A 20,649-nucleotide genomic window follows, 5' to 3' on the forward strand; every position below is an offset into this window, starting at 1 on the left:
GCTTGGGGGCAAAAGCTTAATAAGGATCGGCGGGATGCCCTTCTTCTGCTGCTTGACGGACTGCTTGACCGGGATTCGTGGCCCCCATCGGTCCGCCGATTCCTTTGCGGCTCCTGTTGCCAGCCGCTTCGATTCCTTGCTTGATCCGGTTTCCATACTCCGAATCGCACTTGAAGAAGTAGTTGAGCATCTTTTCCTGGACGCGCGGGTCGCAGCTTTGCATCGCGTTCGTCAGATTGGCGATCAGATCGTCCTTCTCCCAATCCTCCATCAGGCGGTACCGTTCGCCAGCCTGTTTGAAATCGTTCGTGCGATCGATTTTTTGGCGAACGATTTTTCCTTGCACGTACGGCTGGTGGTCTTTGCCCTCTTGCTCCGCTTCGTGCAGGCCGCCGACGGTGGATGGCTCATAGTTGATGTGCGGATGGCTGCGGTCGACCCGATACAGCATTTGCCCGCCTTCCTGATTGGTAGCCACACGCTTTTTGGGGGCGTTGATCGGGAGCTGCAGATAGTTGGCCCCTACCCGGTATCGCTGCGTATCCGAATAAGAAAACGTTCTTCCCTGCAGCAGCTTGTCGTCGGAAAAATCGAGCCCGTCCACGAGAACCCCTGTACCGAATGCTGCCTGCTCGACTTCCGCAAAGTAGTTTTCCGGATTTTTGTTGAGCACCATCTTCCCTACCGGGAGAAACGGAAACTGTTCTTCCGGCCACAGCTTCGTCGGGTCGAGAGGATCGAAGTCTAGCTCGGGATGATCATCGTCAGACATGATCTGGACACACAGCTCCCACTCCGGATAATCTCCCCGTTCGATCGCTTCGTACAAATCTTGGGTGGCGTGGTTAAAGTTTTTCCCCTGAATCTCTTCCGCTTGTTTTTGCGTCAGGTTTTTGATGCCTTGCTTGAGCGGCTCCCAATGGTATTTGACCAAAACAGCTTGGCCTTCCTGATTGACCCACTTGTACGTATTGACGCCGGAGCCTTGCATTTGCCTGTAGTTCGCGGGGATTCCCCACGGGGAAAACAGGAACGTAATCATGAGCATCGCTTCCGGGGTGTTGGAAATGAAGTCAAAGATGCGTCCGACATCCTGGATGTTCGTGACGGGATCCGGTCTGAATGCGTGGACGAGATCCGGGAACTTCATCGCGTCCCGAATGAAAAACACCTTTAGATTGTTCCCGACCAGATCCCAGTTCCCGTCTTCCGTATAAAACTTGACGGCGAATCCCCTGGGGTCACGCAGTGTTTCCGGTGAATGATTGCCGTGATTGACAGTGGAAAAGCGGACAAAAACCGGCGTACGCTTTCCTTTCTCCTGAAACAGCTTGGCCCTCGTATACGTGGAGACGGGCTCATTGCCTACCGTTCCGTAGGCCTCAAAGTAGCCGTGCGCCCCGGCTCCACGCGCATGCACCACGCGTTCCGGCGTTCGCTCCCGATCGAAGTGGGTAATTTTCTCCAAAAAATCGTAGTTCTCCAGAACAGTCGGGCCGCGGTTCCCCACGGTCCTCATACTCTGATTGTCCGTGATCGGATGGCCTTGCCTGTTCGTTAACGTCTGATTCTCATCTTGGCCCATCTCGTTCTTGCCTGTCGTTCCGTCCATTTGTTTCCTCCTTCGGGTAGAACATAGATCCACATGTAAATGTTTTCCTCAGGAGGAGTCCTTTATGCGAAGGAAATGCTCGTATACGCCATCTCCTGATTCAGGATCGGAACGGCGTCGCTGATATGAAGGCAAGCGGCTATATCCACATCTTCCGCATACCCTTTCGCGATCAATTCCCTCCCGGAACCGGTGCCGGCAAGGATTGCGGATAGATCACATTTGGCGCTCTGGTACACTGCAACCGCTAACTGCGCTTCGGGGGAAAGTCTGTGTTTTGGCAGTCCCTCCAAAACGGCACCGGCTCCGATCATGTCTTCGATTGCCGGTCTCAGTGCCCCGTTCTGCCATCTTTCTCCACTGGCAATCACGGTCACGCTTGCCCCTAGCTCCCGGATATAGCTGGAAACGGCAGCGGCGTTGCGCAAGCAGGCTGCGATTACCATGCCATTCAATTGCTGGGCCAAGACCGTGCATGTAGAGCCGTTGGGGGAAGGCAGGACGATACGGGTTCCTGCCGGAATGGAAGAGAGGGATGCCGGGGAGAGCGAAAAGGCCACGCCGCCTCGTTTGTCGGCCAGAATGGCCCCTTTTTCTTTGGCATAGGCAGCTGCCGTATCATCTCTCACCCGATAAGGGAACACCGCGCCCCCTCTTGCCGAAACAATATCGACACATGTTGTAAATGAGAGAATATCCACGATTACGACGATGTCTGACCCAGCACCTACTTGTGTCACCCCATCAGATCCCCACTCAAATCTGGCGGAATAGTCTACCTGTCTGAAGACGTGATCGATCGTCAACTATTTCCACTCCTCTCTATCAGAAATGGTTACTCGTCCCCATACGTTCGCCGTTACAAATTAAGACAAGGTGAAATAAAGTATAATGTCCCACTAAACTAACTAGGATGAATGGAGTGATTACGAATGGGAGATAAGCGCAAGTCCCGGTCTGGACGCAACTCTGAATCCCAAGAGAACCACTTGGAAAATTCAGACAGGCCAAGGTTCCGGGCTACACGCAGCACGGGAATCCTGCAAAACAACTTGGGTGTCGCTATCACTGCCCACCTCGATCTGGTCAACCTCAATCCCGACCCTGTCGAAGTGCGCGTGCAGGTGCTGAACTGGGGCAATGCTGTCACGCAAACAAACCCGGTCAGCACGTTGGTCGATGTCACCCAAACGATCGCCGGCAATACTCGTACCGTGTTTAATGCAACGATCCCTGCTTCCTTCCACTACGAAGTACGCCTGACTGTACTCAACGGCGGCGACAGGGAAGCTGAAAACGTCCTTCTCACCACGTACGGTCGTACGGCAATCGGCAGCGGCCAAGTTGTCGGCCTTTCCGTTTTGAATAGCCAGTTTTCGACGATCCGCATCGAAACCTGCTAATCAAAACCCGTGAATCGAAGACAAACCGAATGGGAATTATGGCTTCGGCCATAGTTCCTTTTTCTGTTTGCTACGAAAGATACCAGCGGGGTGTCAGTCTATGAAAACAGTCGTGTTCGTCCAAAATTCGCCGGATCCGCTCCAGCATCTCCCCGAGCTGATTGGGGACCACCCGGATCGTCCACACGACTGACGAAAACATCATCATGGCTGTATAGACGCTATAACGGTGCCAGAATGACGTGGGTGATATTCCTGTCTGTTCGCAATAGGCGGAAACCTGGCCATGGCAAAAAGCGTTGCTGCACTCTTGGCTAAAGAAGGCCAGCTTTGTGAAATCGTGCACGGGATCCCCCCAGTCAAAGCGATTCACATCAATCGCACCGGCATACCGATTGTTATGTACGATGAGATTGCCGACATGAAAATCATCGTGCAAAAAACAATCGGGGGCGTGATCCAGCCAAGACAAATGCTCATCGATGAACGATAAAAGCCGACGATCTTCTGGAAGCGAGTAGCCGCATGACCGATATGCCTGCACGTATCGCAAATGTTTTTGCATGCAGCGATCCTTCCATGGAATAAGCGACGCCGGAGCACGCAACGTGTGCATCAACGCAAGCTCCCTTCCCGCTGAGATCCCGATATCGTACTGCTGCTGCTCAGACAATTGCGGCAATTGATCCCGGGCATCCTCGCCTTCCACGTATGACAAAACCATAAAGCACAGGCCTTCATCGTCGGCAGTCCCCTGTTCAAGCGGGCGCGACGTTTTCACCCCCATGGATTCCAGCGCCTTCAAGATGGCGAACTCCTCCTGCTTTCGCTGCCAATCCGACAAGGGACTTACCCGTACCAGGCATTTCTCGCCATTCGCCAGATCCACGCGAAATTTTTGATCCGAAGAGAAACCTTTGTGGATTTGTTCCATTCGTACGGCATCGCGCAAGATCAAAGAAGCGCGGGTCAACCGCTCCAGTTTTTCTTCCATCGGACTACCCCCCCTTTTCAATCAACATGACGATTATACTTCCCATTGGAAAAAAATCACAGAGTGGAAAGGTCTGCAAGGAACAGCGGGCAAATAAAAAAACTGCCCGCTATGCGGACAGTTTTTTCTTCGGGAGACTTACAGTTTTACTACGTTTTCAGCTTGTGGGCCACGGTTGCCTTGCACGATGTTGAATTGAACGCGTTGGCCTTCATCCAACGTTTTGAAACCATCGCCTTGAATTGCGCTGAAGTGTACGAATACATCGTCTCCGCCTTCTACTTGAATAAATCCGAAACCTTTTTCTGCGTTAAACCATTTTACCGTTCCGTTCGTTTGCATGAAAAAAAACCTCCAAGAAAGTCAATTTTGAATATGCTAGTCATATTTACCGAAGCAAATAAAGCTCACATATCATGAAGAGATACCAAGAGAATCCTATGTGATATGTCTTCATGATATGTGAATACATACTTACTTCTTCTCATATGCGACAACCGTAATCTGGTACGAACTTTAACAAGGTACTTTTGAAAACCTAAAACAACGAAAGCCCTTCCTCTCTTTCATCCTTGCGGCTCCGATGACCGCGCCAGTGTGAATCGGGCATTCAAAAAACGTAATCATCGCACGAGCAAATAGCGGGAATTACGTATCGGACTTTTCAAGTAGCAACATCATTCTATCATGATGTGCGCACAATAGCAACTATCTCCTTTTTCTATACGATGCTCCATTGTCTCTGATACAATGGATAAGAGGAGTGATGGCAGTGGACAAGCAGACGATTAGCTGTCGAGAATTGAAGCAACTACGGGGACAAAAAGCGGATCTTTTCCTCTTGGATGTCCGGGACGAGCAAAAGTATGCCGCCGGGAGCCTGCACTTGGACGGGATTGTCACCCGCAATGCCCCTTATATACAGATGAAGGAGAAGGAACAACCGCTGGATGACGATACGATGCGTGCGTGTAAAGAAGCTCTGATTGTTACCGTGTGCACGACCGGAAACAAAGCGCAGAAGGCAGCTGCTCTTCTTCGTGAGAAAGGATTTCGAGCACTCGCGCTCGAAGGCGGTTTGACTTCCTGGAACGATTCTACTGAACTGGAATAAGCAGGTCTTGGGCACACCCTCTCCCCATCCGAGAGGGTCTTTCATTTTCGCTAGCAACCACAGTGCTTCCGGGCACTCTACCAAATATTACTCCTATCTTTTTCCGCTCGATCTCTGCTATTCTGGGTCATGCCAAAACAAACAGCCGAAACTTCCTCTCGAATGGAAGTGCGGGGGATCTTTTTTGCAGATGGGAAATCTGCATGGGGTGAATCGCCACGTGGGCGTAGGGTTGTTTCCTCAATCCGAATCCGTCAACTAACCTCGTAGGCCAAAAAAAGGAGACGATGTGAATATGAAACGCCTCGGTACAATTGCCATTGCGACTTTGGGATTGGGTTTTGCCCTCTCCGGCTTTTCTAACACAGCCGCCGCAGCCTCCAACTGCCCGTTCAAAGCTTCCTTGCCGACTCAAGTACAACAATTTCAAGGCATTCCATATATGCAGTTTGCTCAGAAGTTTGGCATGCAACCACAAATGATGCAACAAGCAAACCAACAGCAAATGCAGTTTCCATTTATGTCCATGCCTGTCGGCAATCAAGTACAGGCTCCGGTAGCCCAAGCACCAGCAGCTAAAGCGCCTGTTACTCAAGCGCCTGCAGCTCAAGCACCGGTCGCACAGCAACCTGCAAACAACACAGCGGCTCCTGCCAAACAGGCAGACAGCAATGTAGATGCTTCCGCCTATGCGAAGCAAATTACCGATCTGGTAAACCAAGAGCGTGCAAAAGCGGGTTTGAAGCCATTGGAGCTGGACTCTTCCCTGTCCAATGTAGCGCAAGCGAAAGCGGCAGACATGTCCAACAACCACTACTTCGACCACAACAGCCCAACGTACGGTTCTCCATTTGACATGATGAAACAGTACGGCATTTCTTTCATGACAGCTGGTGAAAATATCGCCATGGGTCAACGCAGTCCACAAGAAGTCATGACCCAATGGATGAACAGTGAAGGCCACCGCCAAAACATTATGAATTCGTCCTTCACCAAAATCGGCGTAGGTTATGTGAATGGTTATTGGGTACAAGAATTTATCGGGTAAAAACCGCGCGAGAATGGCGCGAAAGCCAAGCAACTCTTCTTCAGAGCGCTTGGCTTTCTTGGCGTTCTCTATTCCTGCTCGGATTCCGTGGCTCGGGTCTGCTTCGTCTGACAGTCGCAGTCCTCTCCTTCGAGCAAGGCTACATCTTTTTGGTGCATCTCTTGCTTGGTCGGATAGGCGGAAACTTGCTGCATCTCGGTGCTCACGTCGTTCTCTCTCGCCACTGAAACTCCCCCTTGCCACGGCAATTTCCTTGCGTGATTAGTATTCGCACGGGCAGGTTGTCCATTCATCGGAAAAAAGGGAGTGCCGGCCAAATGTTCAAGCAGTGGCTACCGGAATTGTCCGAGAATATGCTCCAGATCTTTCAAGGCCGCGGCGGCGGCGGCCACCGGGTCTGACTTGCCGCCCACGACCAGCAGATCGCCCATTACATCCGTCTGCACCCGGATGGCTTTGGTGGTACCGTTTACCCCCGCGAAGGGATGCTCGGCATCCACAGCTGTAAGCTCCACAGAAGCAGTGACCCCTTCTTCTGTTTTGCGGATTCTGCCAATCAGCTTCGGAGTCAATCCTGCCTGTTTCCAGCCCGAGATCTGATCCGGCGTTACCGTACGGACGCTCATTTTCGGAACGTCTGTCAGCTTGAGCTGTCCGCCAAAGGCTGCGTTGGCGAGGATCGTCACTTTGCATGCCGTATCCCACCCATCGACGTCAAAGGATGGGTCAGGCTCCGCAATTCCCATTCGCTGCGCCTGTTCAATCGCTTGCTCGCACGTCATTCCCTCGTTCATCATGCTCGAAAGGACAAAATTGGCGGTACCGGTGAAAATCCCTTCTACTGTCGCAATCTCACATCCGGCGAGGTTGTACTCGAGCAAATCGATCGTGGGCAAAGCTGCCGCTGTAGCCCCGCTGATTTTCAGCATGACGCCTCGCTGCTTGGCGAGCCTCGAAAGCCCCGCGTAATCGACGACCAACGCTCCTTTCGATACGGAAATGGCGTGCATGCCCTGCTCCAATGCTTGACGGATGTAAGCAAGGCCAGGTCCCCCTGTCTCAAACTGGGAAGGGCCCGTTTCGATCAGGACGTCGGCCTTGCTCGCAGCCAAAAACTCCGTTCCAGCTTTCATTTTTGCTGCTTTTCCGCTTTGAACAAGCGCTTCTAATGTTTGGGCGTCCAGGCCGTCAGAATTGTAGACAGCATGGGTCGATCTGGCCGCGCCCACCAGACGTACATCAGCGCTATACTTTTCACGGTAGCGTTCCCGGCGTTCTCCCAAGAGTCTCGCCACCTGCTTCCCGACGGTACCGTAGCCTGTCAACACGATATTCCAACGTTTCATCTGTCAAACCACCTCGTGCTGCCGTACGCTCAACGAAAAATCCTCCGCTGCTGCATCAGGATTGGGCTTGCGTCTTGCGGCTTCAATTTTTTCCCCGTTTTGGCGGAATAGAGCTCCTCTACATAATCGATGAACAGGATGCCTTGCAAGTGGTCCATCTCATGCTGGATGCAGCGGGCCAAAAAGCCTTCTGCTTCTATTGTCATGGTCTCGCCAGCGCGATTCAGGGTCTGAACCTTGACGTATTCTGCACGCTTGACGACCCCGACGACTCCCGGGATGGAGAGGCAAGCCTCTGGCCCCTCTTGCTCCCCGGACATTTCGAGCATGGTCGGATTGATCAACTCGATCAGGCCATCTCCGCAGTCCATCACGATAAGCTGTTTGGCTATGCCGATCTGGATGGCGGACAGGCCAGCGCGTCCTTTGTCGGCGTAAATGGTCTCCGCCATATCATTCAGGATTTTTTCGATGTTCGCGTTGACGACCGGCACAGGTTTGGACCGCTCGCGCAAAATGGGGTCGCCTAACCGAACGATGATCCGTTCAGCCATCTCATATCCCTCCGCTCCTTTATTGTGACGTTTTCAACGTAGCAAAGCCGCTTGAATCTGTCAAAGGGAAACCGTGCGGAAATCTGAAAAATCCTTCCGGTTAGGGTGACAAAAGGATGTAGATGCGCTATCTTTATTGGTAACCGATACAGATGTTCCACAGGAAGAGGGAGGCTACCATGCACGCAATTGCAGCACAGCTGAATGAAACCATTCAGCGGGAAAATCCACATGTTTTTGATATGTTGTCCAACCTGGCAAAGCTGATCTATTTTCCAAAAGAAGGGATTCTCAGTCAGTCCGCTGAAGCGAAAGCAAAAGCGAAAAAGTACAACGCTACCATCGGGATCGCGCTGGAAAACGGCCAGCCGATGCACCTCAAGGTGATTCAGGACCATCTTTCCGCCTTTCAGCCGAAGGACTTGTACGAATACGCTCCGCCAGCAGGCAAACCCGAGCTGCGTGCAGCTTGGCGCAAAAAAATGATCGAAGAACAGCCCGGTCTCGCAAACCGCTCTTTTAGCAACCCGATCGTGACCAACGCTCTCACACACGGGCTGAGTATCGTGGCCGATCTGTTCGCAGATGCCGGCGACAGCGTCATCATTCCCGATAAAAACTGGGAAAACTACGAATTGACTTTCTCCATTCGCCGCGGCGCGGAAATGGTTTACTATCCTTTGTACAATGCTGACATGAAATTCAACGCCGCCGGACTGCGCGACGCAATCCTGGCGCAAAAAGACAAGGGCAAAGCGATTGTCGTTCTGAATTTCCCCAACAATCCAACCGGTTATACACCGGGTCCGGAAGAGGGCAAAGAAATCGTAGCGGCCCTCCAGGCCGGCGCCGAAGCAGGCATCAACGTCGTTGCCGTCACGGATGACGCATACTTCGGACTCTTTTTCGAAGACTCCCTGCAAGAATCCTTGTTCGCGAGCCTGTGCGATCTTCACCCGCGCATTCTTCCAGTCAAAGTGGATGGAGCTACCAAGGAAGAGTACGTTTGGGGGTTCCGCGTCGGCTTCATCACGTACGCCTCGCCTTCCAGCGATCTGCTTGCAGCTATGGAGCAAAAGACGCTGGGAATTATCCGCGCCACTCTGTCCAGCGGCGCGCATCCATCCCAAACGTTTGTCTTGCATGCGCTGACTTCTCCTGAATTCCACGCCCAAAAACAGGAGAAATTCGAAATCATGAAAGGCCGTGCGAACCGTGTAAAACAGCTGTTGGACAGCGGCAAATTCGATGACGCGTGGGACTACTATCCGTTCAACTCCGGATACTTTATGTGCCTCAAGCTGAAGACCGTGGATGCCGAGACACTGCGCAATCATTTGCTCAACCAGTACGGCGTCGGGACAATCGCTCTCGGCGAGACGGACCTTCGCATCGCCTTCTCCTGCATCGAGGAGAACAATATCGACGAGCTGTTCGAGATCATCTACAGCGGAGTCAAAGACTTGGAAAAAGCTTTGGCCCAGTAAAGCAAGCAAAACCAGTCCTTCGCACGCCACCCACGTGCAGGACTGGTTTTTTCGTTTCTTGATTATTTTCTCAGCGATCCGATACTGATCATCCTCACCTCTGGGATCACCCTTACCTTTGCTTGAGAAAACGCCCTCCCCCAATCGTCTTCCACCTGCTTCCATTGCGGGTAGGCGTAAGCCCGGGCGTACTTCCCCAGCCCGATCGGATCCAGGTGATGCTTCTGAAATTTGGCGATAACCGCCTCCATCTTTTTTTTCATCTCGGAGGCAATGGCCTTTTCGAGCTTTTCTTTGTCCTGCATCGGATGAAGCTGCACCAAGAGCTCGGTCAAGACGATGGAGTAGCGAAAATGCAGGTCGAAATGAAACTGATTGCCTTCTACATACGTCTTGTAGGAGGAATGGGTATAGTCGATGGAATAGCTGATGCTCTGGCTCTCCTCGTCTTTTTTGCCGACATCCTTTCCCTTCAGCTGCACCGTCATGAAGATCGGGTGATGGGTGTCCTTTTGCAGGATCAGCAGTTGGATGCTCTCCTCCGTATCGAGCGAGGCGACGTAGTACCCCCTTTTATCCAAGAGGGCCGTACCCGAGATTTTCAGCTTGTTTTCGCTCAGCTTCATTTCCGTCACATAAGGGGTGATTCCCTTCTCGTAAAATTGGTCGTACGCCCTCCGCACGTTCGTGCTGACGGAAGCTTCGCTGATGTGACTGGATCGAACGAGCTCGCGCAAGTAGACGGGAAATCTCGGCTTGTCCTGGATGTCCACGTCCATCACTTGCTCGATGGGGTCGTCTGTCACGATCAGATCCGTCATGAGTGCGCTTTTTGGATCGCGGTAGATGACGTCCAACAGATCAAACAACCCCTTCCTCATCATGAGGCGTTTGGATATCAAGATATTTTGCACTTTTCCCGTTTCCACGACACCGTTTGCCTGATTGTCAAGCCGATCTCTTCCTTCCCGAAACGTAGAGGCACGAGTATGCAGCAGTTCCGTTTTTTTTCGCGCTTCTTTGTGAAAAACCGGAACGGCCGTATAGATCTCCATCTCGCCATTCTTCCCCTGGTCAACGCCGAAGGTCAGAACCAGCGTCAATTCATCCAAGCGATTTTGGCCCAGACAGCCGGACGTAATCAAGGTCAAGGAGAGCAGCGCATAAGCAAATGACTTCTTCATTCACGTTTTGTCCCATCTGCGAATTCGATCCACAACTCCTGCATACAGCCAAAAAGCGATCGGAAACAGGTACGCGACGAACATCCCGATATTCCCTCCCCACTTTTGCATCTGGTTGACTTGATAGAAGGTCGGATTGTAAATAAATGCAGAGACGATATAACCGAGGCCAAGCACTAGCATCGCTTTTTCCCGAATGGAGTCGCCAAACAGACGTTCGATGCCGGCTATGGCTGTATATAAGTAAGGGATGCCACTCGTGGAGATGAGAAACAAGTAAAAGGCAGTGAAAATCACTTCAATCCGCTCCACAAAAGGGAATTCGACCGTCTCAAACAAGTCTAGCGTCGGCCAAATATAAGTCAGGATTTGATAGGGATTGAATTGAATGTAGCAGGTGATGACCACGAGCATCTGCATACACATCGTGATGGTGTTGGCGATGATGATCCCCTTCGCCGCCTTGTTTTTCTGCCGCAGCAACGGGTACAGAATAAACGCCAGCTCAAAACCGAGAAAGGAAAGGACGGTCGTTTTCACTCCCTGAAATACGGGAAGCCAGCCCTCTTTCAAGACAGGCAGCAAATGGATCAGGTGTCCGCCTTTCATGGCAATAAAAAACAAAGGGATGATCACGATGGTGCCGAGCCCGACAAATTCGACATACCTCACCAGTATGTTGACACCAAAGTGCACCAGCATCAGAATCGGGATCATGAACAGGAGCATTAAAAAGAAGTTGGGCGTTTGCGGCAAAACCCACGTCTGAGTGATATGGATTTTGACCAAGATCGCGATCGTAAACACAAACAAACAATACAGGATGAAAAGAAGGACGGCACATGCACCGAGGCCCCTGCCCAGATAGCGAAAGAAGAGGTCGTAAATCGTTTCAGCCGGCTGGCGACTCATGATTCGAACGATCACCAGACTGATGACGATCGCGGCGATCCAGCCCAGAAGGATGGAGATCCATCCGTCCGTGCCCGCGACTTCCGCCAAATCAGTAGGAAGCGTCATCATCCCGACTCCGATTTGCACCTGCGAGATAAACATGACGTATTGAAAAAGCGAAATGCCGCCTTGAACCTTGTTGAATGTCATTTCTCATCGCCACTTTTGTCATGTTTTTCTTGCCGAACCTCCTGTTGTACCCGTATTGAACGTGGACGGTTCCGGAAGCTCCATATGGGAAGCCTCACCAAGTTGTCCTTCCAGGAGGAAGCCAGAAAGGGAGCAAACGGACTTCCGTAGGGTGTTCCCAACGATTCGAGAGCCAGCAAGTGAATAATGAGGACCATCATCCCGACCACAATGCCCACGATCCCGAACATATACGCCACGATCATCATCGGGAAGCGCAAGATCCGGACGGCCGCAGCCAACTCCGTGTTCGGCATGATAAAGGAAGCGATGGCGGTCACTGCCACCACGATGACCATGATGTTGCTGACGATGCCTGCCGACACTGCCGCCTGACCGATGACAATGCCTCCCACGATCCCCACGGTTTGGCCGATTTTGGAAGGCAGCCGAATCCCCGCTTCCCGCAGCATTTCCAGGGTGATTTCCATAATGATCGCTTCCATAAACGGAGGAATGGGCACCCGCTCGCGTGACTCGCCAATCGACAGAATCAAATTCAGCGGAATGATTTCGTAATGAAACGTCAGGGCTGCGATATAGAGGGCAGGCAGAAAGAGTGAGACGAGGAAGCCCGCAAAACGCAGCAGCCTGATAAAGGATGAAATCATCCAGCGCATGCTGTAATCGTCAACGCTTTGAAAAAACGAAGTCAGGGTAATCGGTGCAACCATGACCCACGGTGATTGATCCACGATGATGACAATGCGCCCCTGTAGAATTTGCGAGGCGGCAGAATCTGGCCGCTCCGTCGACATAAATTGTGGAAACGGCGTTAACCAATGAGTCTCGATCAACTCCTGCAATTCTCCGACGTTGACGATCCCATCAATGGTAATCCGGCTGATCCGCTCCTCCAGCTCTTTGACGAGCTCCAGATTCGCCACGTCTCCCAAGTAAAGCAAGGCCACCTTCGTCCGACTTCGGAGTCCGACGCGCAGCTCCTTGATTTTGAGCTCATGATGCGGGATGTACCTGCGAATCAAGGATACATTCTGTCCCAACGATTCGACAAAGCTCAATCGGGCACCCTTAATGACTGTCTCTGTTGCGGGCTCATCGACTGACCTTTGAGGTCCACCCTGCGTATCCAGAAGCAAGCAATGCTCTTCGCCGTCAACAAACAGGACGCTTCGTCCGGACAGAATCGCTCCCTCTGCGTGTGCCCAGGCTCGTGCCGTTTTCCGGCCGGTCAGCGAGAGCTCGAGATTGGATAGATCGGTGTACGCAAAGGTTTGGAACAGGAGCGGGCGCAGGATATGTTGATGGAGGACGGGTTTTTCCACCATTCCATCCAAGTAAACCAAAAGGGCAGGACGGTTTGTCTCTCCCATCAGGAATTGTGTCGTGATCAAATCAGGGGCATCCGCAAAACGCTCATGAAGCTTCCGCAGGTTCTCCCCCAAATCGGTGCTGATCATATCCGTGGTCTTTGCCAGGTTTTTTCCATATCGAGAAAACGTATAACGCATGATCACTGCTCCCTGGTGGTGGATCCTAGCCTCGCCAGTGTCTATCCTTATCGTTGCCTCTTGTTGGCAAAATTATCATGGTGTACAGTTCCCTCAGCGTCCCAGAAAAAAAGCGTTCTGGCACTCTGGCCAAAACGCTTTTATCATGCGTATCTCGATCAACTGTCGATGGGAAGCGCCCGTTCCCCTCCCCGCAACGTTCCGATGGCGATGGAAGCGAGGACGCACAGCATCCCGACCGCATGCAGCCATGTAAATGCTTCGCCCAAAAAGAATACCGCCACAGCCGCAGCGCTGATCGGCATCATTCCCGTAAACAAGCCTGCTCTGGATGCCTCTACCCTTGCCACTCCTTTGTACCATAGGAAAAAAGACAGGACACTGGCCGTGATCGCGTAGTAGAATAGGAGTCCCCAGACAGCCCCAGGTACGTTTCCCCAAGCGAAGCTCACTCCTTCTGCAATCGCAAACGGGAGGAACAAGACGAAGCTGATCGCATTAATGGCGGCAGTCATTTGAAACGGCGTGATTTTTCCTGAAAGCCGTTTGGCAAAAATCGTGAACAATGCCTCGCTGACAACCGCCAGAAAGACCAGCAGATTGCCCGCCATGCTTGCTGCAGACAGAGCCTGGCTCTCGCCTGAGAATGTAATCAGGCCAATCCCGCACACCGACAGCAGGATCGCCCAAAGACCGTTTCGCTTGAGGCGTTCTTTGAGGATCCAGAACGACAGAAAAGCGATGCATGCAGGAACTGTACTGGTAATGATCCCAGCCGCAGTTGCAGTCGTCCACTGAACCCCGAAGAGCATACAGATGCTGAACAAAAACACACCGAAGAAAGACTGCCAAAACAGGACCTTGCCCTCCTCCCTGCTCCACGATGATTTCCACTCTCCCCGCAAGGACAGCAGCGGCAGCAAGATGAGAATGGCAATCAAAAAGCGAAGCTCGGAGAACAGGAAAACCGGTACGTAGGACACAATTTCTTTGCCAATGGAAATATTGATCCCTACCAATGCCATCGACAACGCCAACTGAATGTAAGCCAGCAGCATAACGAGTATCTCCTCCCTCTCTATATGCTACTATTTACCATTCCTGGCATAAATACCTTCTTATCCCGCGTTGGACCATTCTTTTTGCGGCAAAGGCGGCGCCTTTCTTTTTTTATCCGCAGCACCGACCAGCCACGCACCAAAGGGGAGTTTGCCCAAGCTGTAGGAGATGGCAAACGAAATGGCGGTACACAATAGAAACACGACACAGCTGCCCAGCACGCTATTGTGGAACAGTCCCAGCCAAGTCATGGCTTTCATCGTGTACGTCAGGACCAGCGCATGGATCAAATACGCACCGTACGAAAATTTGCCGAGAGTCTGAAGCCAGCGGCCGCCGTTTCCTTTCCCGACCCAGAGCGCCAATCCATATACGAGAAGCAGCTGGGCCACCGTATAGAAAAACATGGATGGCTTCAGGGAAGTAGCCACATTCAGATTGATCATCCCTCGGCCCGAATCGCGCAGGAGCTCGTAACCGATATACACGTACAGGACGACGAAGCTGGCGAAGGTCCATGGCCAGTAGCGGACGATTTTTTGTCGAAACGCTGCCAGTGTGACCGCTGCCATGCCGCCCATAAGAAAGTAGAAGAAATAGTAGAAAGCATTGCGGTCCCGGTATTTGATCCAGTATGTATCCAGAAGGACAATGTCAAAGCGGAACTGGTGGGCCGGAATATACCGTGCCGAGAACCAGAGGAGCCAGGCGTACAGTAAAGCAAAAAGCCCGATCGCGCATGCTAGCCGGACACGATGGCTTCCCGTCCACTTCCGAACGGCGTGGAACATCCGTTGCCAGAGCGGATACAACAAGTAAAACTGAAAGATCATGACTACGAACCAAAGGTGGTACGATGCGCTCCCGGTCAAAATGGCTTTCAGGATCCCCCAGGCACTCCGCCCTGCACTATCCGAGGAAATCGGCTGCAGACTCAAATAGACCGCCGACCACACGAAATAAGGGACCAGAATTTCCTTCGTCCTTTTGCGGATAAAAGAGAAGTAGTCGACTCGTTCCCAGTAGTTGTAAAACAGGACCAGACCCGTAATAAAGATAAAAGCAGGAACCGCGAACTTCAGCAAGTGAAACAGCATCCCGTATATGACTGCTGTCTGCTCGTCTAGTCCCGGCCTTCTCATGAACACGCCAATGACATGCTGGTAGACGACAGCGAGAAAAGCGAAGGAGCGAATGAGGTCGAGTTCGGAGATTCTTTCTTTACTATTCATGCTAAGTACCCCAAACCTTTCCAATTTTTTGTTGTTTTGGCATCCTTCTCATCTTACTCCTCCCCTCTCCCCGCAGCAAGTCTGCCTCGCGCAAAAGTTTGAATCGTCTGCGGCAGAAGGCCTCGCTTGGCTGATTGAACATTTCACCCGCAAACGGATTTGATCGGTATGCATGCAAAAAAAGCCGACGACCGCCGGGATACGGCTTCTTCGCGGCTTCATTTTGCTTCGGGCGAGGGCAACGTGCTGGCAGGCCTGGTCTTTTTGCCTGTACGCAGCTTTGCTACGACCCACAGGAACAGCGGAATCAAGGTGAAAAAGACGGTCGTCTGAAACCCGGCGATCGCTTGGATATTGGCTGACAGTTCGGTAAGGTTTGGGGCAGTCCAAAGACTGAAAACCACCAGCAGAATGCCGAGCGGAAGTACGAGGGGTCGGTAGTCATCAAGTTGGAGCCATTGGGCGGTTCCGAGAGCCATCGCATAATAAAAGAGGGAAATTTTGATGAAGCCCCCTATCACCCACATGGCGATCACCACCGAATCGATATTTTCGAAGAAGTCGGCATAGCTGATCAGCTGGATCGCATTGTAGAAGGAGTACGTCATATACGTCGTTTCTTGTCCCATGACGAGCCAAGTCGATAGATTGATCCCTGTCAGAGCGATCATGCCCAGAAAAACGGCGACGATACCCGTGCCCATGTCTTTATCCTGCTCTCTCCGAAACGGCAGGAGAAACGAGAAGAGAATGACCTCGCTGAACCAGCCTTGGGGGGTAAGGGCTCCCTTCAGCACGGGTACGAAACCGTGCTCCAGCATGGGAAACAAGTGCTCGATTTTCATAAACGGCATCATGAGCAAGAACAATGACGCATACAAAATCACCAGGACCGGTACGAAGACTTGGGCCGCTCTGGCCAGCACCTCCAGTCCCGCTTTTACGGCGTAGGCGCAAAGCAAGACCATCGAGCTTATTACGGCCAGCAAGGGAGTTTGGTAGAGAGACGTACCGACGATAAACTCCCCGTATTGCCTGATGATGTTTCCGTTGCTGTAGAGGAAATCATAGAGGATCAAAAAACCGCACACTTTTCCTAATAACGTACCGACGATTCTCGTACTGTACTGGATAATGCTCTCGCCGGGATAGAGCCTGTGCAATTGAAAAACGAGAAAGACGGTGACAAACCCAGTCAGAGACGCGACCAACGGCGTAAGCCACATATCCTGAGTTGCCTGCCTTGCCGAAATGCCGGGAACGAGCAAATCTGCAGTCGCGATCATGACCGGAAGTACCAGGATCCCCATTTGGGTCGAAGAGATTCGCATGTTTTTTTGCATTTCGTTTCACCCTGCTGTTATTTGAGATTCATAGAAGAAGACAACGGTTTAAAGGCTTTCAGAAAGACTTGGGTAGGACCCGGCATACCAGGATAATGGACGAGTGCGATAGCGATGCCCCACCCCGCCAGCAGCAGCACAGCATAGGCCGCCTTCGTTTTCCACGGACTCTTTTGGAGGGTGGACCACTCAAACGATATCGTGAGGACAATGACCAAGGTGATCCCGAGGATGGCCCCCCATTTCATTATGGTTTCACCTCGGATTCCGTCAATCCGCCAGGAACGGTGGCAAGGCCAGGCCTGCGAATGGAAGCGGACACCTTCAAGCTAACCTCCACTTTCGGGAAAACCTCTTCCCATCTGTCTTTTACTCTTGCGAATTCCTTCGGATATTTGCGGTGGAACTGGGTGGCAAACCCGAATATATCCGCCTTCAAGCCATGCTGCACCTGTTGTAAGGTCAGCTTCAGCCGTGTTTCGATGTCATCCTGCAACGCCATTTGTATCTGTTTCATCCACTTCGGGTTCACGAGATTGAGATGAGTGCCATTTTGGATCAAATCGCCTTCCGTTTCGACTACTACGAGCATTTTCCACTTGCCGTCTTGGATGGAGGGGACGAGCTTGGTCCGCTCTCGAAAGGGATTTAATGAAACAAAGCCTTTGACATTTTTGGCCTTGACTGTCACAGTCGTAGAAGCGGCTTCGTTGCGCAGCCACATGACTCCTCGAGTCACACGCTGAGTCAGCAGCCCGACCATCTTCCCGTCTTTAAGGACGGCGCTGCCGAACAAATACGGATCGGTGCTCTCCGGCTTTTTCGGATCGCTGGGAGGCAACACGGCAATGACGGGAAGAACGGCTGCTTTTGATTTGCCCATAAACATATTTATCAGGTCTACCAGTGTGATTTCCATCCCGATCTTCAGTCCGGACAATTCACGGACGGCTTCCCCTGAATACCGTTCCAAATCCGTTTTGAGATTGAGCACATCCGCCGCTTTGCCTTTGCTCACATACATGAACGCGCGATTTCTCGGCTGGGGATGGCGCGCCAAATAATCCACCAGCTCCGACACGCCAGCCTTTGCCAACTCTTCTCCGTAAATGTACACTTTGCAATGCCCCCAGAAGATCCTCCGCGGAAGGTTCATCTGGAGCTTTGACATCGCATCGGCAATATCGACTCCCCGGGCCCGCCGCACCAGCGTAACGGTTTTCACCCCACCGCCCTGCATGCTTCCCACGCTGAACGAACGAGGGATAAAAATTTGGACGGAAAGCTCAATTTCTTTATTCTCGGCTTTGTCAATCCCGGCAGCTGTCACAATGGCGATGTCGTTCACTTCGATCCTGTCCCAGCAGCCGCCGAGCAAGAGAGAGCATGCAACCACGATCACGACCGTTTGCAGTTTCAATGCGGCAGCCCTCCCTCTGGTCCACAGGTCTTCCGGATCGGCCAAACGAAGCTTTGCACGCCACGGGAATACAGGAACAGCCCGGGGTGCTCCGCCGAGGGAAAAAGGTGCTCGGTCAACGTGTTTTCCCGATATTGCACCGCTGCTTTCTGCAGCTTCCAAGGCTCGTGATAGACATCCGCGGAATACATATTCCGTGTTGTCTTGCAGTCGCAGAACAGGGTATACCTCTCCGTCAGCCAGTGCTCCAAAGAGCCTTTCTCGGCAAAAAACACATCGGAGTCCGGGCGGTAGGAAACGGAAAAGCCCTTTGCGGCTGGGGAGGTCAGCCTGCGAGACTGGAAATCGATCGAGTCGCTGCTCGTCCGAAAGTGGATGGATGCAGGGTAATAGGGAAGGCGGTACCATTTTTTGGCGATCGTAGTGACTAGCCAGTTGGAGGCGTCCAGCGAGAGAAAGTAGATCCCTGATCTTCCCTTTCTCTTCACATATGTCCGTACGTTTATCTCCGGAAATCTGGTCGTAAAGGGAACCGGCGGCATGCGGCGGATGCGTACGCCCGTCAAGAGAAACGGGATGATGCCCAGCCAGGCGTTCCCGTCGTACGTATCGAGCTCGAGCTCAGCCGGTACCAGGGGGCGCAGGACGGAAGGCTGAATCGCCCAGTGGGCAAACAGCAGATGTTCCCATGTCTGCGTCATGATCCATCCTTTTTGGAGTGCTGGACTCTCGATCCGGGTGACCGTCGGTTTCATCGGAACCCCTCCTTTTCCCGACATGGGCTAAGAATGTGGCCATCATTGACCTGCCTGTGCTTCCTTCGGATAAAAAGCAAGCGGAACCTGGGTGACCTTGCTGGTCATTTCATCAAGGGCGATCAGGTCGTCTGCTGTCACTTCTTTCAAAGATGTCTTCCCGAGCGCGAGAATCGCGATTTCCATTTCCTCCGCGAATGAAGCGAAAAAGTTCGCCAAGTACTTGGCGGCTGATTCGACATCAAACTGATCCTTCATTTTTCCCGGATACCACGTCAATTCCGTCGGCGGTTCCCATGGAATCGCCTTGGTCACTTGATCATGGGTCATCGCCCAGATCACGGCTGTTCCCATGAAAATGCCGTCAGCACCAAGAGCCAATGCTTTCAGGCATTCTCCCGGCGTACAGTAGCCGCCGCCAGACAGCAGGGTAATCCGATCCTTTACTCCCCTTTGCTTCAGGTAACGAACGGCTCGGGACAGCGCGTAAATCGTAGGAAGTCCGAAGTCGTCCTCCAAAATGGGCGGACTGCCCTTGGTTCCCGCCTGCCCGCCGTCGATGCTGATAAAGTCCACACCTGCCTGTATGGCGATCTCCATGTCCTGCTCCAGAATGGCGCTGGCACAAATTTTCACCCCGATAGGCACCCCGTCCGTAATGGTTCTGAGCCTGTCGACCAGCTTCGTCAAGTCTTCCGGGCTGAGGACGTCCGGATGCAGCGATGGGATCACGACTACTTCCTCGTCTGCCACCCCCATGATCTGGCTGGCTCTACCCTCGATGTACTCGGCCGGGATAAAGCTCGCCGCACCGGCGGATGCGCCCTGGCCAAAGTGGATTTCGATCGCATCCGCCTGCCGCAGCGTCTCCAACTCCTTGCCCCACGTCCCTGAGTTGTACTGGATGATGAGATGCTTGGCATACCTCCGTTCCTCCGGCAATAACGGCCCTTCCCCGGTATTGGATAATGTCCCTGCTTGCGCGGTCCCTTTGGCAATCGCGATCTTGACTCTCTCGCTAATCCCAATGCCGTACCCCATTCCACCCGGCATGATGGGAATGTCCAATGTCAACGGCTTTTTGGCCATCGGACCGATCGTAATGCGAAGGTCGACATCCGAGTCCTCGGGTGAAGGCATGACCGCCAATTGGGCCGGGGAAAAAATCAAGCCATCAAAAGTCAGATACGTTCGAGGACTTCCAAACGGCCGTTCAATGACTTGCCCAGAGGCTGCCCGCAAACTGTTTTCCAGGACGATCTGCGGATGGATTTTCCTCATGGCTGACACCATCTCGAACACATTTTCCGGGTAGCGGTCCCCCATCAGTCGCTTCATGAAGGTGGCCAGCAGCCATTTGGACAGAGGCCGAAACGAGCAGAACAACAGCAACCCAATACAGAAGCTGGCGAGTATCGTTCCCACGAATGAACCGATCAGGAAAGGAAGCCATTTTCCATCCATGTGTTACCTCCCTTTGTGT

Annotated in this window: 21 protein-coding genes and 1 riboswitch; of the genes, 4 read left to right on the forward strand and 17 right to left on the reverse strand. The window is 52.4% G+C overall.

Features of this window, described 5'->3' with window-relative positions:
- Positions 1 to 16: 16 nt before the first annotated feature.
- Positions 17 to 1,612 carry a catalase gene (locus RGB73_RS15630; RefSeq protein WP_310763445.1) on the reverse strand — a complete coding sequence of 532 codons (1,596 nt, stop codon included), beginning with the start codon at positions 1,610 to 1,612 and terminating at the stop codon, positions 17 to 19.
- Positions 1,613 to 1,674: 62 nt separating this feature from the next.
- Positions 1,675 to 2,418, reverse strand: coding sequence for a 2-phosphosulfolactate phosphatase (locus RGB73_RS15635; protein ID WP_310763446.1), 744 nt, complete (start codon positions 2,416 to 2,418; stop codon positions 1,675 to 1,677).
- Between the two features lie 183 nt (positions 2,419 to 2,601).
- Here RGB73_RS15635 and RGB73_RS15640 point away from each other — a divergent pair, with 183 nt between their 5' ends.
- Positions 2,602 to 3,015 (forward strand): hypothetical protein, encoded by a 414-nt coding sequence (locus RGB73_RS15640; RefSeq protein WP_310763447.1) that lies wholly within the window; start codon positions 2,602 to 2,604, stop codon positions 3,013 to 3,015.
- 70 nt (positions 3,016 to 3,085) lie between these two features.
- On the opposite strand, the gene RGB73_RS15645 is transcribed toward RGB73_RS15640, so the two are convergent.
- Positions 3,086 to 4,009 carry a phosphotransferase family protein gene (locus tag RGB73_RS15645; protein ID WP_310763448.1) on the reverse strand — a complete coding sequence of 308 codons (924 nt, stop codon included), beginning with the start codon at positions 4,007 to 4,009 and terminating at the stop codon, positions 3,086 to 3,088.
- Between the two features lie 138 nt (positions 4,010 to 4,147).
- The gene (locus RGB73_RS15650) at positions 4,148 to 4,351 is read right to left on the reverse strand and encodes a cold-shock protein (protein ID WP_023556900.1); all 204 of its coding nucleotides are present in this window, start codon (positions 4,349 to 4,351) and stop codon (positions 4,148 to 4,150) included.
- 430 nt (positions 4,352 to 4,781) lie between these two features.
- Here RGB73_RS15650 and RGB73_RS15655 point away from each other — a divergent pair, with 430 nt between their 5' ends.
- Positions 4,782 to 5,123, forward strand: coding sequence for a rhodanese-like domain-containing protein (locus tag RGB73_RS15655; RefSeq protein WP_310763449.1), 342 nt, complete (start codon positions 4,782 to 4,784; stop codon positions 5,121 to 5,123).
- 133 nt (positions 5,124 to 5,256) lie between these two features.
- Positions 5,257 to 5,411: riboswitch (cyclic di-AMP (ydaO/yuaA leader) on the forward strand.
- A 7-nt stretch (positions 5,412 to 5,418) separates the two neighbouring features.
- Entirely contained in the window at positions 5,419 to 6,171 is a 753-nt protein-coding gene (locus RGB73_RS15660) for a CAP domain-containing protein (RefSeq protein WP_310763450.1), read from the forward strand.
- Between the two features lie 68 nt (positions 6,172 to 6,239).
- Here the strand turns inward: RGB73_RS15660 and RGB73_RS15665 are convergent, their stop codons facing one another.
- The 3 genes from RGB73_RS15665 to def all read right to left on the reverse strand — a co-directional run bounded on the left by RGB73_RS15665 (position 6,240) and on the right by def (position 8,071).
- A complete protein-coding gene (locus tag RGB73_RS15665; RefSeq protein ID WP_310763451.1) occupies positions 6,240 to 6,395 on the reverse strand; it encodes a hypothetical protein in 156 nt (51 codons plus the stop codon).
- A gap of 108 nt (positions 6,396 to 6,503) precedes the next feature.
- Positions 6,504 to 7,517 carry a homoserine dehydrogenase gene (locus RGB73_RS15670; protein WP_310763452.1) on the reverse strand — a complete coding sequence of 338 codons (1,014 nt, stop codon included), beginning with the start codon at positions 7,515 to 7,517 and terminating at the stop codon, positions 6,504 to 6,506.
- A 29-nt stretch (positions 7,518 to 7,546) separates the two neighbouring features.
- The gene (gene def, locus RGB73_RS15675) at positions 7,547 to 8,071 is read right to left on the reverse strand and encodes a peptide deformylase (protein ID WP_310763453.1); all 525 of its coding nucleotides are present in this window, start codon (positions 8,069 to 8,071) and stop codon (positions 7,547 to 7,549) included.
- Positions 8,072 to 8,250: 179 nt separating this feature from the next.
- Between def and RGB73_RS15680 the strand changes: the two genes are divergently transcribed.
- Positions 8,251 to 9,558: an aminotransferase class I/II-fold pyridoxal phosphate-dependent enzyme gene (locus RGB73_RS15680; RefSeq protein ID WP_310763454.1), complete on the forward strand. Its 1,308-nt coding sequence runs from the start codon at positions 8,251 to 8,253 to the stop codon at positions 9,556 to 9,558.
- A 62-nt stretch (positions 9,559 to 9,620) separates the two neighbouring features.
- On the opposite strand, the gene RGB73_RS15685 is transcribed toward RGB73_RS15680, so the two are convergent.
- The 10 genes from RGB73_RS15685 to RGB73_RS15730 all read right to left on the reverse strand — a co-directional run bounded on the left by RGB73_RS15685 (position 9,621) and on the right by RGB73_RS15730 (position 20,630).
- Entirely contained in the window at positions 9,621 to 10,742 is a 1,122-nt protein-coding gene (locus tag RGB73_RS15685; protein WP_310763455.1) for a Ger(x)C family spore germination protein, read from the reverse strand.
- Complete coding sequence (locus RGB73_RS15690; protein WP_310763456.1) at positions 10,743 to 11,846, reverse strand: GerAB/ArcD/ProY family transporter; 1,104 nt, start codon at positions 11,844 to 11,846, stop codon at positions 10,743 to 10,745.
- On the reverse strand, positions 11,843 to 13,357 hold the full coding sequence (locus RGB73_RS15695) for a spore germination protein (protein WP_310763457.1): 1,515 nt from the start codon (positions 13,355 to 13,357) through the stop codon (positions 11,843 to 11,845). Before RGB73_RS15695 ends, RGB73_RS15690 begins: the two co-directional genes overlap by 4 nt.
- A 158-nt stretch (positions 13,358 to 13,515) precedes the next feature.
- The gene (locus tag RGB73_RS15700; RefSeq protein ID WP_310763458.1) at positions 13,516 to 14,415 is read right to left on the reverse strand and encodes a DMT family transporter; all 900 of its coding nucleotides are present in this window, start codon (positions 14,413 to 14,415) and stop codon (positions 13,516 to 13,518) included.
- A 60-nt stretch (positions 14,416 to 14,475) separates the two neighbouring features.
- Positions 14,476 to 15,648, reverse strand: a complete 1,173-nt coding sequence (locus RGB73_RS15705) for an acyltransferase (protein WP_310763459.1) — start codon at positions 15,646 to 15,648, stop codon at positions 14,476 to 14,478.
- 218 nt (positions 15,649 to 15,866) lie between these two features.
- Positions 15,867 to 16,991, reverse strand: coding sequence for a GerAB/ArcD/ProY family transporter (locus RGB73_RS15710; RefSeq protein WP_310763460.1), 1,125 nt, complete (start codon positions 16,989 to 16,991; stop codon positions 15,867 to 15,869).
- Between the two features lie 17 nt (positions 16,992 to 17,008).
- Positions 17,009 to 17,239, reverse strand: coding sequence for a hypothetical protein (locus RGB73_RS15715; RefSeq protein ID WP_310763461.1), 231 nt, complete (start codon positions 17,237 to 17,239; stop codon positions 17,009 to 17,011).
- Entirely contained in the window at positions 17,239 to 18,411 is a 1,173-nt protein-coding gene (locus RGB73_RS15720; RefSeq protein WP_310763462.1) for a Ger(x)C family spore germination protein, read from the reverse strand. Before RGB73_RS15720 ends, RGB73_RS15715 begins: the two co-directional genes overlap by 1 nt.
- Complete coding sequence (locus tag RGB73_RS15725; RefSeq protein WP_310763463.1) at positions 18,408 to 19,166, reverse strand: YqjF family protein; 759 nt, start codon at positions 19,164 to 19,166, stop codon at positions 18,408 to 18,410. Before RGB73_RS15725 ends, RGB73_RS15720 begins: the two co-directional genes overlap by 4 nt.
- Before the next feature lie 42 nt (positions 19,167 to 19,208).
- Positions 19,209 to 20,630, reverse strand: a complete 1,422-nt coding sequence (locus RGB73_RS15730) for an FMN-binding glutamate synthase family protein (RefSeq protein WP_310763464.1) — start codon at positions 20,628 to 20,630, stop codon at positions 19,209 to 19,211.
- Positions 20,631 to 20,649: the final 19 nt, after the last annotated feature.

This window comes from Brevibacillus brevis, assembly GCF_031583145.1.
Classification (GTDB): domain Bacteria; phylum Bacillota; class Bacilli; order Brevibacillales; family Brevibacillaceae; genus Brevibacillus; species Brevibacillus brevis_E.

Excerpts from the sequence above, each read along its gene's own strand:
- RGB73_RS15630 (WP_310763445.1), bottom strand. The coding sequence starts at position 1,612 with ATGGACGGAACGACAGGCAAGAACGAGATGGGCCAAGATGAGAATCAG.
- RGB73_RS15645 (WP_310763448.1), bottom strand. The coding sequence starts at position 4,009 with ATGGAAGAAAAACTGGAGCGGTTGACCCGCGCTTCTTTGATCTTGCGC.
- RGB73_RS15650 (WP_023556900.1), bottom strand. The coding sequence starts at position 4,351 with ATGCAAACGAACGGAACGGTAAAATGGTTTAACGCAGAAAAAGGTTTC.
- RGB73_RS15660 (WP_310763450.1), top strand. The coding sequence starts at position 5,419 with ATGAAACGCCTCGGTACAATTGCCATTGCGACTTTGGGATTGGGTTTT.
- RGB73_RS15670 (WP_310763452.1), bottom strand. The coding sequence starts at position 7,517 with ATGAAACGTTGGAATATCGTGTTGACAGGCTACGGTACCGTCGGGAAG.
- def (WP_310763453.1), bottom strand. The coding sequence starts at position 8,071 with ATGGCTGAACGGATCATCGTTCGGTTAGGCGACCCCATTTTGCGCGAG.
- RGB73_RS15680 (WP_310763454.1), top strand. The coding sequence starts at position 8,251 with ATGCACGCAATTGCAGCACAGCTGAATGAAACCATTCAGCGGGAAAAT.
- RGB73_RS15685 (WP_310763455.1), bottom strand. The coding sequence starts at position 10,742 with ATGAAGAAGTCATTTGCTTATGCGCTGCTCTCCTTGACCTTGATTACG.
- RGB73_RS15690 (WP_310763456.1), bottom strand. The coding sequence starts at position 11,846 with ATGACATTCAACAAGGTTCAAGGCGGCATTTCGCTTTTTCAATACGTC.
- RGB73_RS15695 (WP_310763457.1), bottom strand. The coding sequence starts at position 13,357 with ATGCGTTATACGTTTTCTCGATATGGAAAAAACCTGGCAAAGACCACG.
- RGB73_RS15700 (WP_310763458.1), bottom strand. The coding sequence starts at position 14,415 with ATGCTGCTGGCTTACATTCAGTTGGCGTTGTCGATGGCATTGGTAGGG.
- RGB73_RS15705 (WP_310763459.1), bottom strand. The coding sequence starts at position 15,648 with ATGAATAGTAAAGAAAGAATCTCCGAACTCGACCTCATTCGCTCCTTC.
- RGB73_RS15710 (WP_310763460.1), bottom strand. The coding sequence starts at position 16,991 with ATGCAAAAAAACATGCGAATCTCTTCGACCCAAATGGGGATCCTGGTA.
- RGB73_RS15715 (WP_310763461.1), bottom strand. The coding sequence starts at position 17,239 with ATGAAATGGGGGGCCATCCTCGGGATCACCTTGGTCATTGTCCTCACG.
- RGB73_RS15725 (WP_310763463.1), bottom strand. The coding sequence starts at position 19,166 with ATGAAACCGACGGTCACCCGGATCGAGAGTCCAGCACTCCAAAAAGGA.
- RGB73_RS15730 (WP_310763464.1), bottom strand. The coding sequence starts at position 20,630 with ATGGATGGAAAATGGCTTCCTTTCCTGATCGGTTCATTCGTGGGAACG.